The sequence below is a fragment of the Kitasatospora sp. Ki12 genome (assembly GCF_054601375.1).
The window spans coordinates 3,562,690-3,576,509 of sequence record NZ_BAAIHT010000001.1 but is presented as its reverse complement, the minus strand read 5'-3'; the positions used below and the strand labels follow the sequence as shown (position 1 = coordinate 3,576,509).

At 73.5% G+C, this 13,820-nt stretch carries 15 protein-coding genes; 7 read left to right on the top strand and 8 right to left on the bottom strand.

Features of this window, described 5'->3' with window-relative positions:
• The first annotated feature begins 7 nt into the window (after positions 1 to 7).
• The 3 genes from ACYP53_RS15775 (at position 8) to ACYP53_RS15765 (ending at position 2,377) form a co-directional block, all read left to right on the top strand.
• A complete protein-coding gene (locus ACYP53_RS15775; RefSeq protein ID WP_189918248.1) occupies positions 8 to 715 on the top strand; it encodes a 4'-phosphopantetheinyl transferase family protein in 708 nt (235 codons plus the stop codon).
• Positions 716 to 936: 221 nt separating this feature from the next.
• Positions 937 to 1,419 (top strand): hypothetical protein, encoded by a 483-nt coding sequence (locus ACYP53_RS15770; protein WP_459647727.1) that lies wholly within the window; start codon positions 937 to 939, stop codon positions 1,417 to 1,419.
• A gap of 127 nt (positions 1,420 to 1,546) precedes the next feature.
• Positions 1,547 to 2,377 (top strand): helix-turn-helix domain-containing protein, encoded by an 831-nt coding sequence (locus ACYP53_RS15765; RefSeq protein ID WP_189918244.1) that lies wholly within the window; start codon positions 1,547 to 1,549, stop codon positions 2,375 to 2,377.
• On the opposite strand, the gene ACYP53_RS15760 is transcribed toward ACYP53_RS15765, so the two are convergent.
• On the bottom strand, positions 2,368 to 2,853 hold the full coding sequence (locus tag ACYP53_RS15760; protein WP_459647726.1) for a hypothetical protein: 486 nt from the start codon (positions 2,851 to 2,853) through the stop codon (positions 2,368 to 2,370). The genes ACYP53_RS15765 and ACYP53_RS15760 overlap by 10 nt on opposite strands.
• Before the next feature lie 193 nt (positions 2,854 to 3,046).
• Positions 3,047 to 4,039 (bottom strand): Lrp/AsnC family transcriptional regulator, encoded by a 993-nt coding sequence (locus tag ACYP53_RS15755; RefSeq protein ID WP_459647725.1) that lies wholly within the window; start codon positions 4,037 to 4,039, stop codon positions 3,047 to 3,049.
• A 116-nt stretch (positions 4,040 to 4,155) separates the two neighbouring features.
• Between ACYP53_RS15755 and ACYP53_RS15750 the strand changes: the two genes are divergently transcribed.
• Complete coding sequence (locus ACYP53_RS15750) at positions 4,156 to 5,049, top strand: inositol monophosphatase family protein (RefSeq protein WP_459647724.1); 894 nt, start codon at positions 4,156 to 4,158, stop codon at positions 5,047 to 5,049.
• A gap of 50 nt (positions 5,050 to 5,099) precedes the next feature.
• On the opposite strand, the gene ACYP53_RS15745 is transcribed toward ACYP53_RS15750, so the two are convergent.
• From ACYP53_RS15745 to ACYP53_RS15720, 6 genes are all read right to left on the bottom strand, one after another.
• Positions 5,100 to 5,975 (bottom strand): amidohydrolase family protein, encoded by an 876-nt coding sequence (locus ACYP53_RS15745; protein ID WP_459647723.1) that lies wholly within the window; start codon positions 5,973 to 5,975, stop codon positions 5,100 to 5,102.
• Positions 5,972 to 7,606 (bottom strand): acyl-CoA dehydrogenase family protein, encoded by a 1,635-nt coding sequence (locus ACYP53_RS15740; RefSeq protein ID WP_459647722.1) that lies wholly within the window; start codon positions 7,604 to 7,606, stop codon positions 5,972 to 5,974. Before ACYP53_RS15740 ends, ACYP53_RS15745 begins: the two co-directional genes overlap by 4 nt.
• Positions 7,590 to 8,321, bottom strand: coding sequence for a TetR/AcrR family transcriptional regulator (locus ACYP53_RS15735; RefSeq protein WP_459647721.1), 732 nt, complete (start codon positions 8,319 to 8,321; stop codon positions 7,590 to 7,592). The genes ACYP53_RS15740 and ACYP53_RS15735 overlap by 17 nt, the downstream gene beginning before the upstream one ends.
• 245 nt (positions 8,322 to 8,566) lie before the next feature.
• On the bottom strand, positions 8,567 to 10,060 hold the full coding sequence (locus ACYP53_RS15730; RefSeq protein ID WP_189918232.1) for a S28 family serine protease: 1,494 nt from the start codon (positions 10,058 to 10,060) through the stop codon (positions 8,567 to 8,569).
• 252 nt (positions 10,061 to 10,312) lie between these two features.
• The gene (locus tag ACYP53_RS15725) at positions 10,313 to 11,140 is read right to left on the bottom strand and encodes a S1 family peptidase (RefSeq protein ID WP_189918230.1); all 828 of its coding nucleotides are present in this window, start codon (positions 11,138 to 11,140) and stop codon (positions 10,313 to 10,315) included.
• A gap of 173 nt (positions 11,141 to 11,313) precedes the next feature.
• Positions 11,314 to 11,943, bottom strand: a complete 630-nt coding sequence (locus ACYP53_RS15720; RefSeq protein WP_459647720.1) for a TetR family transcriptional regulator — start codon at positions 11,941 to 11,943, stop codon at positions 11,314 to 11,316.
• A 122-nt stretch (positions 11,944 to 12,065) separates the two neighbouring features.
• On the opposite strand from ACYP53_RS15720, the gene ACYP53_RS15715 reads away from it, so the two are divergent.
• The 3 genes from ACYP53_RS15715 to ACYP53_RS15705 all read left to right on the top strand — a co-directional run bounded on the left by ACYP53_RS15715 (position 12,066) and on the right by ACYP53_RS15705 (position 13,732).
• Positions 12,066 to 12,221, top strand: a complete 156-nt coding sequence (locus tag ACYP53_RS15715; RefSeq protein WP_189918519.1) for a hypothetical protein — start codon at positions 12,066 to 12,068, stop codon at positions 12,219 to 12,221.
• Positions 12,222 to 12,291: 70 nt separating this feature from the next.
• Positions 12,292 to 12,645: a DUF4190 domain-containing protein gene (locus tag ACYP53_RS15710; protein ID WP_229928734.1), complete on the top strand. Its 354-nt coding sequence runs from the start codon at positions 12,292 to 12,294 to the stop codon at positions 12,643 to 12,645.
• A 202-nt stretch (positions 12,646 to 12,847) separates the two neighbouring features.
• Positions 12,848 to 13,732 carry a metallophosphoesterase family protein gene (locus ACYP53_RS15705; protein WP_229928733.1) on the top strand — a complete coding sequence of 295 codons (885 nt, stop codon included), beginning with the start codon at positions 12,848 to 12,850 and terminating at the stop codon, positions 13,730 to 13,732.
• Positions 13,733 to 13,820 lie beyond the last annotated feature (88 nt).

Below are 13,820 nucleotides of genomic sequence, written 5' to 3'. Positions count from 1 at the left end.
TGGAGTCATGACCACCGAGGCCCAGGACCAGAGCGCACCGCTCGTCGCCGTCGCGTCCGCCGACGCCGTGCTGCGGCACCCCGAGGTGGGCGAGCACCTGCTGACCGCCCTCGAACGGGAACGCGCCGCGCGCTTCCGGCACGAGTCCGGGCGGCTCGACTTCACCGCCGGGCACCTGCTGGTCCGGCTCTGCGCCGCCCGGCTGCTCGGCGTCCCGGTGGCCGGCCTGGTGCTCGCCCAGCAGTGCCCGGACTGCGGGCTCGCCGACCACGGCAAGCCCTACCTGCCGGACCACCCCGGGGTGCACGTGAGCCTGTCGCACACCAGGGGCGTGGTCGCCGCGGGCGCCGGCCACCAGCCGATCGGCGTGGACGTCGAGCTGTCCGGCCGGGGCGGCTCGCTGCGCGCGGTCGCCCGCCGGGTGCTGGCCCCGGCCGAACTCGCCCTGGTCGAGGCGGACCCGGAGCCGGACCGGGCGTTCCTGCGGCAGTGGGTGCGCAAGGAGTCGCTGATCAAGATCGGGCGGGCCACCCTGGACACCCTCGGCGGGATCGACCTCTCCGCCCTGCCCGCGACCGTCCCGCCCGGTGCCCCGCTGCGCAGCCGGTACCAGGACCTGCACCTGATCGACTGGACCGACCCGGAGCACGGCGCCGCCGTCGCGGCGGTCAGCACCGCCCCGCCGCGGATCGTGGAGCTGACGGCGGCCGGCTGAACCGACGGGTGGGCCGTGGCGGCCAGCAGGCTGAACCGACGGGTGGGCCGTGGCGGGCGGCGGGCTGGACCGCCGGCGGGCGGGCCGCCGGTGGGCCCCGCACCGCGCACCCGAGCGGTGGGCCCGTGAATAAGCGGTGTTAGCGTGCCTGGTCGTGGGCGCGCCGACCGTGCGCTCCCGCGAAACCCCAGCTGCCCACCGGATCCAAAGGGTGCCCCGCCATGGCCAAGTTCCTGCTGAGCCTGCACGTCCTCGTCTCGGTCCTGTTCATAGGCCCGGTCGCGGTGGCCGTCAGCATGTTCCCGCGCCGGGCGAAGGCCGCGCTGGCCGACGGGCCGGACCGGGCCTCCGACGCGGGCGTGCTGCGCGTGCTGCACCGGATCACCCAGGTCTACGCGCTGCTGGGGGTCGCGGTGCCGGTGCTGGGCATCGGCCTGGCCCAGGTGATGGACGTGATGAGCCAGTCCTGGGTGATCGTCTCGATGGTGCTGACCGCGGTCGCCGCGCTCTCCCTGCTGCTCTTCGTCCTCCCCGGCCAGCAGGCCGCCGTGGACGCGCTCGACCTCGACCCGGCGGACGAGCAGCACGCCAAGGCGGTCGGCGGTCTGCGCCTGCTGCCGATGACGGCCGGGGTGTTCAACCTGCTGTGGGCCGTGGTCGTGGTGCTCATGGTCATCCGGCCGGGTTCCAGCACCGGCGTCTGATCCCCGGATCCCCGCAGATCCCCGCGGCCCCCTGAACCACCCTGACCCACCCGGGCTCTGATCAGGTCCGTCCGGTCCCCCTCGCCCCCTCCCGCCGACCGGGCTCGTTCGAGTACCGTCCTGGGCCATGACGATCATGGCGGGCATGGGCAGCCCGACGGGAACCGGCGTCGGCCCGCTGCTGCGCGGCTGGCGCGAACGACGACAGCTCAGCCAGCTGCGACTGGCGCTGCGGGCGGACTCCTCGGCCCGGCACCTCAGCTTCGTGGAGAACGGCCGCTCCCGCCCCAGCCGGGAGCTGCTGCTGCGGCTGGCCGAGCAGCTGGACGTCCCGGTGCGCGAGCGCAACACCCTGCTGCTCGCGGCCGGCTACGCCCCGCACTACCCCGAGACACCGCTGGACGACCCCTCGATGGACGCGGTGCGCGGCGGCGTGGAGCGGCTGCTGGCCGCCCACGACCCGTACCCGGCGGTCGTCGTCGACGGGAGCTTCCGGGTGCTGGCGGCCAACCGCTCGCTCGGGCTGCTCCTGGACGGGGTCGCCCCGCACCTGCTGGAGCCGCCGCTCAACGCGATCCGGATCACCCTGCACCCGGACGGGCTGGCGCCGCGCATCGTCAACCTGCGGCAGTGGCGCCACCACCTGCTGGAGCGGATGGAGCGCCAACTGGAGCTGGTCCGCGCCGAACCGCTGCGGCGGCTGTACGAGGAGGTCCGCGGCTACCCCGAGCCGGCCGACGACCCGGCGCAGGACGTGGCCGGGGACGGCTTCCCGTTCGCGCTGCCGATGCGGATCCGCCACGACGGGCGGGTGCTCTCGTTCCTCTCCACCATCGCGACCTTCAACACCCCGCTGGACGTGACCGTCTCCGAGCTGGCCATGGAGACCTTCCTCCCGGCCGACGCGGAGACGGTGCGGTTCCTGCAGTCCGCGGTGGGGCCGGAGCGTCAGCTGTAGCGGGCGGAACGGCTGGTCCGGCTGGTCCCGTCGTTCCCGCCGTTCCGGCTGCTCCGGCTGCTCCGGCGCAGGGCGGTGAACTGCAGGACGGCGAACAGGGCGACCGTCGCGGCCTGCAGCGGGATCCAGACGAAGCCGGCGGTGGTCGGCTCCAGCCAGACCTCCATCGCCACCAGGCTGAGCACCACCCAGACCAGGTTGAGGTCGATCACCGCCCGTACGCCGAGCACCGGCGGCTGCCGACGGGCCGCCAGCACGCCGACGGCGACCGCGTAGACGGCGAGGAAGGCCCCGAGGTCGAGCAGGGTGGCGCGGCCGAGGCCGAGCAACTCGCCGAGCGGTCCGGAGAAGGCCAGGTAGGCCAGCCCGTTTCCGCCGGTGACCAGGGCGTCCAGGGTGAGGATGCCGCGCACCGTCCACGGCGAGAAGGCGGAGGCCGGCCTGGCGGGGGTGAGGGTGTTCGCGTGGGCGGACATGGCGGATCGCCTCCTGTCGCGGGTGGGATCCCGGGGCCGTGTCGGCCTCACCGGGTTGCCCCCACCCTGCCCGGCCCGGCGGCGGACGTCGATTACCCCGCAGGTAACGGCCGCTCCGGCCGCCGGGGCCTCGATGGTTGCCGAGGCCGGGGCGGTTGCCGGGGCAGCACGGTCGCCGGGGCCGGTACGGTCGCTACGGCCGCCGGGGCGGTTGCCTGAGCACGACCCCCGCTCGCTTCACCGCGCGGGCGGTGATCGTGGTCTCGACCCGGGCGGCGCCGAGCGGGCCGAGCGTGTCGGTGAGGAAGCGGTACAGCTCGCCGTGGTCCGCGCAGAACAGCGTGGCCAGCAGACCGGTCGGGCCGCTGGTGGCGAACACGCCGTGCACCTGCGGGTGGCGGGCCAGCGCGGTGCCGACCTCGGCGAGCCGGCCGGGCGGCACGTCCAGCCAGAGGTTGGCGTCCACCGCCATGCCGAGCAACCGCGGGTCCACCGTGGCGTGGGTGCGCAGCAGCCCCAGCTCGTCCAGCCGGTGCAGCCGGCGGCGCACGGTCGACTCAGGTGCCCCGACGACCGCCGCCAGGGCGGCGTGGGACTGCCGGGCGTCCTCGCCCAGCCGGTCCAGCAGAGCGCGGTCGAGGGCGTCCAGCGGCGGGGGCGAGGCCGGGCGCGGGACGGCGGGCCGGGCGAGCGCGGCGGCCTCCTCCTCGGTCAGGTGGCCGCCCCGCCACTGCCCGGCGTCGGCGAAGGCGTGCAGCACGGCGTGGGTGGTGGTCTCGGTGACGGCGCCGGTCGCGGGCAGCTGCCCGTACAGCAGCCGGTCGCGGGCCCCGGCGTCGGTCAGCATGACCGCGCCGACCTCGTGGCCGCCGAGCATCACGTCGACGAAGGGAACGTCCGAGCGGTCGGCCAGCGCCTGCGCGACGGCGTCCACCCGTCCGCTCAGCACCCGGACCCGCAGCAGCAGGGCGCCCACCGCCGCGTCCTCGACGTCGGGCATCCGGACGACCCGCAGCACGCCGGCCATCCGCATCCGGGCCAGCCGGCGGGTCACCGTACGGGTGGAGACGCCCAGCACCTCGGCGATCCGGCCGGGCTCGGCCCGGCCGTCCACCTGGAGGGCGCAGACCAGACGGCGGTCGAGGGCGTCCAGCACGCTGTCCGGATCAGCAGTGGAGAGGTCCATGGTGTCCGATCTCCGTCGTCTACGGGGGATCCAGCGTCCTGTTCGGTCGCTCCGAGGGTACTCCTTGTCCTGGGCGGCCGGAGCGGCCGGCCCGGGAACCGGGAGGGGTCACCGTGATGAACAAGCTGAACGAACTGAACGAGCTGGACAAGCTGGCCGGGCTGGACGAACTGGCGGGCCTGCACGAGCTGGCAAGTCTGAACGAGCCGGACGGGCTGTGGGAGCTGGCGCGGGAGGTGGAGGCCGTGGTGCGCGAGGTCGGCGCGAAGCTGGCGGCCCGCCGGTCCACCGAGCCCGTCACGGCGCGGACGGTCGAGGAGGCCGGGGCCGCCTTCGCCGCGCTGGACGGGCCGGCCGCCGCCGAGCTGCGGCAGCGGCTGACCGCGCTGCGCCCCTGGGCCGGCTGGGCAGAGGAGGAGCTGGACGGCTCGCTGCCCGCCGAGGGCGAGTGGTGGCTCTGCGACGCCACCGACGGCGCGGTGCAGTACCTGCTCGGCCAGCCGCACTGGGCGGTCACCGCCGCACTGGTCCGGGACAACGTCGCGGTGCTGGCCGTGGTGCACGCCCCCGAGCTGGACGGCGGGCGGACCTACCGGGCGGTGCTGGGCGGCGGGGCCGAACTGGACGGGCGGCCGATCGCCCCGCTGGAGCGCGAGCCGGCGATCACCGTCGCCGCCACCAGCCAGCCGCCGCGGGTGGCCGAGGACCCGGTGGCGCTGCGCCGGGCGGGCGAGTCGCTGTCCGCGATGGCGGGCGCGGTGCTGGCGGTGCGCAACCTCGGCCCGACCGCGCTGCAGGTGGCCCAGGTCGGCTCCGGGCATCTGGCGCTGTTCTGGGAGTACGGCCGGGACGCGGGCAACCTGCTGCCCGGAGCGCTGATCGCGAGCGAGGCGGGCGCGGCGGTGACGGACGCCGCCGGGGCGGCCTGGACGGCCGGCTCCGACAGCTTCCTCACCGCCGCACCCGAGCTGCATGCACGGGCCCTGGAGGTCCTGGGGACGGTCGGTTGAGCGCGCGGTCAACTGGGCGTGCGGCGCGGTCAACTGAGCGCGCGGCGCGGTCAGCTGAGCTCGAACAGGGCGGCGCCGTTGTCGTGGCAGACCGCCCGCAGCCACTCCTCCCCCAGCCCCAGCCCGGCCAGCGCCTCCAGCTGGTGGACGTACCGGTACGGGATGTTGGGGAAGTCGCTGCCGAGCAGGATCCGGTCCCGCAGGCCGCGCAGCCGCGGCAGTTCCTCGCGCGGGAACGGGTCGTCGGCCTCGACGAAGTCGGTGAACGCCATGGTGGTGTCCAGCCGGACGGACGGGTGGCGCTCGGCGAGGTCGAGGAAGTCGCGGTACTCGGACATGCCGAGGTGGGCGACCACCAGGACCAGCCCGGGGTGCCGGTCCAGCACCTCGCCGATCGGGCCGGGGCCGGTGAACTTGCCCGCCACCGGCCCGGATCCGCAGTGACTGACCACCGGGGTGCCGGTCTCGGCGAGCAGCCCCCAGACCTCGTCCAGCAGCGGGTCCGTCGGGTCGTAGCCGCCGACCTGCAGGTGCGCCTTGAACACCCGGGCGCCGTCCTCGATCGCCCGGACGACGTAGCCGGCCGCCTCGGGTTCGGGGAAGAAGGTCGCGGTGTGCAGGCAGTCCGGGGTGCGGGCGGCGAAGTCGACGGCCCAGGCGTTCAGCCAGGCGGCCATGCCCGGCCTGTGCGGGTAGAGCATCGACGTGAACGCCCGGACGCCGAACTCCCGCAGCCGCGCGACGCGTTCGGCCTCGGCCTCGCGATAGGTGATCGGCCAGGGCCGGTCGATGAGCGGACCGGCCGCGTCGAAGTACGCCCACACCTTGTCGAGGACGTTCTTCGGCATGAAGTGGGTGTGCACGTCGACCAGGCCGGGCAGGCCCAGGGCCTGCCAGAACGCGCGGACCTCCTGGGATTCGCTCACACCGGCACCGGACGGGCCCGGTCGATGATCGCCCCGGCGTCGACCCCGGCCGGCAGGGTGCCGAAGGCCGCGCCGTGGTCGCCGCCCAGCCGGCTCGCGCAGAACGCGTCGGCCACCGCCGGGTCGCCGTACCGGACCAGCAGCGAGCCCTGGAAGGCCAGCGCCATCGACTCGACCAGCCGGCGGGTGCGGAACTCCAGGTCGGTCAGGTCGGTGAGTTCCTTGCGCAGCGCGGCCACGGCCGCGTCCAGTCGGCGGTCCGCGCCGACGGCGGCGTCGAGTTCGCCGAGGAACGCCTCCACGGTCTCCGGCCGCTTGGCCATGGCACGCAGCGCGTCCAGGGCGGCGACGTTGCCGGAGCCCTCCCAGATCGAGACCAGCGGCGCCTCCCGGTAGAGCCGGGGCATCCCCGACTCCTCCACGTAGCCGTTGCCGCCGAGGCACTCCAGCGCCTCGGCGGCGTGCGCCGGACCGCGCTTGCACACCCAGTACTTGGCCACCGCCAGGCCCAACCGCCGTACCAGCGCCTCGGTTTCGTCCCCCGCCAGGGCGAGGTCGGTGGACTGCGCGAGCCGCATCGCGACGGTCGTGGCCGCCTCGGACTCCACCACCAGGTCGGCGAGCACGTTGCGCATCAGCGGCTGGTCGACCAGCGCCTTGCCGAACGCCCGCCGGTGCAGGGCGTGCTGGACGGCCCGGGTGGCGCCGTAGCGCATGCCGGCGGCGCCGCCGGTGGTGCAGTCCAGCCGGGTCATGTTGACCATCTCGATGATGGTCGGCACCCCGCGGCCCTCCTCGCCCACCAGCCAGCCGACCGCGCCGTCGTACTCCAGCTCGGCGGAGGCGTTGGACTTGTTGCCGAGCTTGTCCTTGAGCCGCATCAGGTGCAGCCGGTTGCGGCTGCCGTCCGGCAGGACGCGCGGCAGCGCGAAGCAGCTCAGCCCGCCCGGCGCCTGGGCGAGCGTCAGGAACAGGTCGGACATCGGCGCCGAGGTGAACCACTTGTGGCCGGTGATCCGGTAGGTGCCGTCCGGCTGCGGGGCGGCGACCGTGGTGTTGGTGCGGACGTCCGAGCCGCCCTGCTTCTCGGTCATCGACATGCCGGCGATCAGCCCGCGCTTGGTGCGCGGCTCGCGCAGCCCGAAGTCGTACTCCCTCGCCGCCAGCAGCGGCTCCAACTCCCCGGCCAGGGAGGGGTTCGCGCGCAGCGCCGGTACGGCGGCGTAGGTCATCGAGATCGGGCAGGTGTGCCCGGCCTCGACCTGGCTCCAGACGAAGAACTTGGCGGCGCGGGCGGTGTGGGCTCCCGGACGCCCGTCCCGCCAGGGCGCGGCGTGCAGGCCGTACGAGACGGCGGTGCGCATCAGCTCGTGCCAGGACGGGTGGAACTCGACCTCGTCGATCCGGTGGCCGAAGCGGTCGTGGGTGCGCAGCACCGGCGGGTGCTCGTTGGCCAGCCGGCCCCACTCGGCGGCCTGCTCGGAGCCGGCCAGCCGGCCCAGCTCGCGCAGCTCGGGCTCGGCCCAGCCGGCGCCGGCCCGCTCCAGGGCGGCGAGCAGGGCGGGATCGGCGGCGGTGTCGTGTCCGTACGGCAGGGGCACCTGGTTGGTGACCTCATGCGTCGCTGTCATCGCGTCCTCCCAGGGCACGCAGGGTGAAGGAGACCAGGGCGGGGACCACCTCGGCGGCGGCCCCGTTGCTTTCGGGCGCGGCCTTGCCCCCGGGCGCGGCCTTGCTTCCGGGCATGGCCGTTCTCCCGGGTGCGGCCGTTCTTTCGGGCACGGCCGTTCTCCCGGGTGCGGCCGTTCTTTCGGGCATGGCCGCGAGCGGGCCGGCCAGCGCCTCGCCGACCGCGCCGACCACGGCCGCGGCGGTCAGCACGGCATCCTGCTCGGGCAGTTCGCCGCTCGCGACCGCGGCGGTGATCTCGGTGGCGATCACGTCCCGGAACGCCCGCCGGAACACCAGCCGCTCGCCGTCCACCACCGCGTCGGCCGGCTCGACCAGCAGCGCGTACGCCAGCCGCGGCGCCCGCAGGGCACGGGCGGCGAAGGTCTCGACCACGGCGGCGATCCGCTCCTGCGGGGTGCCCCGCAGCGCGACGGCCGCGTTGACCGCGTCGATCTCGCGGGTGACCACCCGGCGGAACAACTGCACCGACAGCTCGGCCTTGTTGGCGAAGTGCTGGTAGAGGCTGCCGGTGGCGATCCCGGCGCGGTCCGCCACGGCCGCCATCGTGCAGCCGGCGTACCCGCGTTCGGCGAGCAGCAGGACCGCCGACTGCAGTACGGCCTCGCGCTGGGCGTCCAGGCGGGCTTGTACGGCGGGCGTGCGTCGGTAGGCCATGGAAGCATTGAAGCACTGATTCAGTGCTTCGGGGAGGGGCCCGGCGGGGGGCGGAAGAAGGTGCCCGTGGACGACGGGAGGAGGGCGTGGACGACGAAAGGAGGCCGCCCCGGGCAGCGGGGCGGCCTCCTGTCCATGGTGACCCTGGCGGGTCAGGGTGCTACCGCGGTTCAGCCGTCACAGCGGTTCGGGCATCCCGGCGGCTCGGGCATCCCAGCGGTTCGGGCATCCCAGCGGTTCGGGCGTCACAGCGGGCGACGCTCCTGCTCCAGCCGCTGGCCCTCGACGTCCAGCGGGCCGAAGGCGGGAATCAGCTGCGGCGACTTGGCCAGCGAGCGGGCGGCGTCCTGGTCGCCCAGGCCGGCCCACTCCAGGACCTTGGCGGTGGCCTCCGCCGACTGCTCGGCGGGCAGCTTGGAGATGTTGGAGCCGTGGTTGCCGCCGGGCACGGTGTAGACGTAGCTGTCCTCACTGCCGCGGCCGAGGTGGAACGGCTTGGCGCCCCACGGGTCGTTGCCGCCGTAGACGTACATGATCCGCTCGCCCTCGCGCTTCACCCAGCGGTCGATGTCGGGCATCGCGTACCGGTTGAAGCTGACCGGGATCTCCTTCGGCACGTAGGCGCGGGCCGAGTAGAGGTCCTTGTAGTCGTAGTGCAGCAGGTCCTTCAGGTACGAGACGTCGAAGAACGGCGCGCCCAGCTCGGTGGCCGCCTGGTAGTAGTAGGCGGTGTACTTCGCCAGCGACTGGTCGCTGTTGCCGGTGATGCCCGACTGCGCGTCGAACCAGGCGTACAGCTCGTCGTCGGTCGCGGTGGCGGCCACCGGCACCTTGGCGCAGTCCGCCTCCAGGCTGTACTGCCAGAACGCCCAGACCACGTCCAGCGTGCCCGCCTCGTACGCGCGGTCCGGAGTGCCGAGGGTGTTGAACGTGGAGCCGGCCGCCTTGTTGTCGGCGACGTAGCGGGCCTCCAGGCGGTCCCGGCGCACCAGCAGCTCGCGCTGGGCGGCCTGCAGCCGGGCCCGGCACTCGGGGGTGCCGACGGTGCGGAAGAACTCGGTGTAGGCCGCGTAGTCGCTGACGTCGGTGTTGTTCGGCGCCACGTAGGCGATCGTGCCGGCCACGTCGTCCGGGTAGAAGCGGCGGTAGAAGGTGGAGGACATGCCGCCCTTGCTGGCGCCGGTGGACAGCCACTCCTGCTGGTAGATCCGCTTGAGCGCGGTCACCAGCCGGTGCGAGTCGGCGGCTCCCTGACGGATGCCGGCCTTGGACCAGTCCGCCGGCTCGGGGCGGGAGGGGGTGAAGAACCGGTACTCGATGGAGACCTGGTTGCCGTCCACCAGCCGGGTGGGCTCGGTGCGGGACGGGTTGGTGCCCAGGGTGTAGCCGTTGGTGTAGAAGACGGTCGGGCGGTCGTAGCCGCGGTGCAGCAGGCTGAAGCGCTGCTGGAAGGTGCCCAGCCAGGGGCGGGCATGGTCGATCGGCTGGGTGTAGGTGGCGATGAAGTAGCGGTGGCCGGTGGTGGTCGGCTTCTCCTCGGTGATGGTCACCCCGGGGATCGCCGCCAGGCGGTCCTTGATGTCGGCGTTCGGGTCGTCGGCGGGGCCGCGGCCGTGGGCCGCCCCGGACGCCGATGCGCCCTGGTCGTCGGCGGCGAACGCCGGGGACGCCAGGCCGCTGAACGCGAGCAGCGGTATCAGCAGGGTGGAAACCAGCAGCCTTCTCAACGCGGTGGTCATCAACTCTCCATCTGGTCAACGGACATGGGTGCGGCCTCGTGGTACGACTCTGCGGTGCGGGTGGTGCGGTGGCCGCCCGGTGGACGGCCGAATGGGCCACCCGCCGTCGGCGGATGACCCATCAGGGCAAAGGTGCTGGTCACTGGGGTTGCGCGGCCCTGTCGGCGGGGTGCCGGTCACCGACGGGGCGCCCGCTACCCGGTGGGGTGCTGGTTGCGGACGGGGGTTCACGCCAAGGAACTGGGGTTCGCGCTAAGGGCGGGGCAGGGTGCAGCCCGGGAGGGTCAGGTCGAACTTGTTGCCGGCGGCGAAGCAGGCCGGGATCCCGTACGTCTCCTGGGCGTAGCCGATGCCCCGGCGCACCGTCACGGTGCCGTTCTGGTCGACCTCGCAGGGGTTGTCCAGGGTGCAGCGCTCGCCGTTCTCGTTGGTCGTGTTGTTGACGGCGACCACCTGGCCGGACGAGGCGTCGACCACCGGGGAGCCGGAGGTGCCGCCGATCACGTTGCAGGCCGAGGTGTAGCGGACCGAGTCCTTGAAGGTCCAGTCGGCTTCCTTCAGCCGGTAGGCGAAGCCGTCGACCGAGCAGGAGTAGATCTTCTTCCAGTACCCGGAGACAACCTTGATCGAGGTGCCCTGGACGGGGTGGGTCGCGGCGACGGTCAGCGGCGCGATCCCGTACCGGGACTGGATCGAGGAGTAGCTGGTGTTCAGCTGGTAGATCGACACGTCGGTGTCGGTCATCGCGCCGTAGACCACCTTGGTCGCGCGCAGGGTGGCGACGCCGCTGCCGGAGGCGTTGAGCAGGGTGAAGGTCCGGCTGGAGGCCTGATTGAGGACCACCTGCCCGGGGCCCGGCATGCCGGACTCCAGGCAGTGGCCGTTGGAGAGTATGAGCGCCGGGTCGCTCGCGGCCGAGCCGGGCATCCGCACCAGCGAGCCGGAGCAGTTGCTGAGGGCCACCGTTCCGGCGAAGTTGACGGTGGCCCTGGGGGCCGCCTGAGCCGGGGAGGCCACGGCAAGGGTGGTGGCACCGGCGGCCAGGAGCGTGGCGAGCGTGCCTATGAGCGGCTTCTTCATGAGAGACCTCTCGATGTGGGGGGTCCACGTGTGGGGGTGCACCAAAGCTGTCGCGGACATGACCCACTGTCAAGGGTCAAGGCGAGACCAAGAAACCACCCCGAACGCAATGGCCGGTTACCACCGCCCCCATCAGGGCCCGGGCGTCCGCGCGCACCCCCTACGACACGGGGTCAGCTCCCCTGCCAGTGCCGCCGCCCCAGGCTGATCAGGCGCAGCTGCAGCCGCGCGGTGGCGGCGATCCGCTCCTCCCGGGCCGGCTCGGCCTCCTGCGCCTCCAGGAAGGCGGAGGCCGTGGACACCATGTGGTCCACGTACAGCTCGGCCAGCATCCGCAGGTCCTGCTCGCTCCACCCCCGCGACACCGGCTGCAGCGCCAGCGCGGCTCCCACCTCGGCGGCGAAGCGGCCGAGTTCGGCGTCGATCGCCTCGCGCACCTGCCGGACCCCGCCGTGCCGCTCGCGCGACAGGAAGCGGACGTGCGGCCGGTGCTCGCGGACGTGCTGCTCGATCACGTCCACCGCACGGTCGATCAGCTCCTCGGCACCGCCCGCCTCGGCGAGCACCGAACGGATCATGACGTGCAGGCTGGCCAGCGACTCCTCGACCAGCGCGACCCCGAGGGCGGCGAGGTCCGGGAAGTGCCGGTAGAAGGCCGCGGGCGAGAGCCCGGCCTCCCGGGTGACCTCGCGGACACCCAGGCTCGCCAGGTTCTGATCGGCCAGCAGGTGCAGCCCGGCATCCAGCAACGCCCGCCGACTCTGCTGCTTCTGGGCCTGTCTGGCCCCTACGGTGTGACTCACGCCATTCAGTAAACAGTCGTTTGCCGAACTTGGCCAGCCGGAGTACAGTGATGCCGAAGTCAGCGAACACTTGTCAACCGAAACCGGCGCACGCACCACAGCCGTAGCCGAAGGAGTCAGCCGTGATCCTGTTCTCCGCCCTGGTCGCCATGGCCGTCCTGATCGGTACCGCCGCCCACACCTCGCTCCCGGTCTTCCTCGCCGCCTCCGCCGCCATCACCGCCTGGCTGCTCGCCTTCGGCGCCCGCGAGGGCATCGCCCGCCTGCGCCACCGCTGACCGGACGCACCCCTCGGACCGCACCCCGGACCGCACCCGCGGCCACTCCCCAGAGAGGACCCGCACAGCCATGAGCATCGCCACCAGCCGCCGCGCCATCACCCGTCAGGCCGGCGCGCGCCAGGCCATCACCCGCCAGGACGCCGCCCACGGGTCCGCCGCCCGCCAGGGGACCGACCGGCAGGAGACCGCCGAGGCCGACAACCTGGCCGTCGCCTCCTTCCTGCTCGGTCTCCCGGGCCTACTGCTGTTCAACATCGTCCTGGGCCCGATCGCCATCACCCTCGCCACCCTGGCCCTGACCCGCGGCACCAGCCGCCGCGGCCGCGCCGTCCTCGGCCTGGTGCTCGGCATCGCCTCGCTGGCGATCCTCGCGTTCACCACCGCTACCTCCCACGGTGTGCTCATGGACTTCAGCTCGTGAGCCGAAGCTCCTGAGCGGAAGGTGATGGGTGCAGAGGCTCCCTGGGCCGACGAACCCGGGCCGGAGCTCCCGGGCCGGAGCTCCTGAACCGGCCTCAGTTCCCCGGCGGGGCGGTCGAACAACTGATCCCCTCAACCCGCCCCGCTCCCCCGGCACGCCACGTAGGGTGGCCACATCGGCCAGGCGACCTCAGGGGGCAGGTGTGACTACGGAGAACCGCAGCGACGCACGACCGGCGCGGCCCGCCCCGACGGGCGGACGGCTGCTCGCGGTGAGCGACCTGCACATCTCCTACCAGGAGAACCGCGACCTGGTGGAGAAGCTCCAGCCCACCCACCCCGACGACTGGCTGCTCGTCGCCGGCGATGTCGCCGAGCTCACCACCAGCATCGAATGGGCCCTCGGCCTGCTCGCCGAGCGCTTCGCCCGGGTGGTGTGGGTGCCCGGCAACCACGAGCTGTGGACCCACCCCGAGGACCCGGTCCAGCTGCGCGGCGTGGCCCGCTACGAGCACCTGGTGGAGCTCTGCCGCCGCCTCGGCGTGGTGACCCCCGAGGACCCCTACCCGGTCTGGGAGGGCCCGGACGGACCGGTCCGCATCGTTCCACTCTTCCTCCTGTACGACTACTCCTTCCGTGCGCCGGGCACGACCACCAAGGAGGAGTCCCTGGCGGCCGCCTACGAGAGCGGCATCGTCTGCGCGGACGAGCGGATGCTCCACCCCGACCCGTTCCCGGACCGCGACTCCTGGTGCCGCGAGCGCGTCCGGCTGACCGAGGAGCGGCTGGCGGCCTGCGACCCGGACGTCCCGCTGGTCTTCGTCAACCACTACCCCCTGGTCCGCCACCCCACCGAGATCCTCTGGTACCCCGAGTTCGCCCAGTGGTGCGGCACCGAGCTGACCGCCGACTGGCACCGCCGCTACAACACCGCGGCGATGATCTACGGCCACCTGCACATCCCCCGCCGGACCAGCTACGACGGTGTGCCCTTCGAGGAGGTCTCGCTCGGCTACCCGCGCGAGTGGCACAAGCGCGGCCTGCCGGACCCGCTGCTGCGCGAGGTGCTCCTGCGGACCACGGACTGACCTCCGGGCCCCCGGCCGGCGGCCGACTGGCAGCCCGGCTGGCCGTCCGACTGACCACCGGCCGGCCACCGCGCCGCTCCTCTCCCGC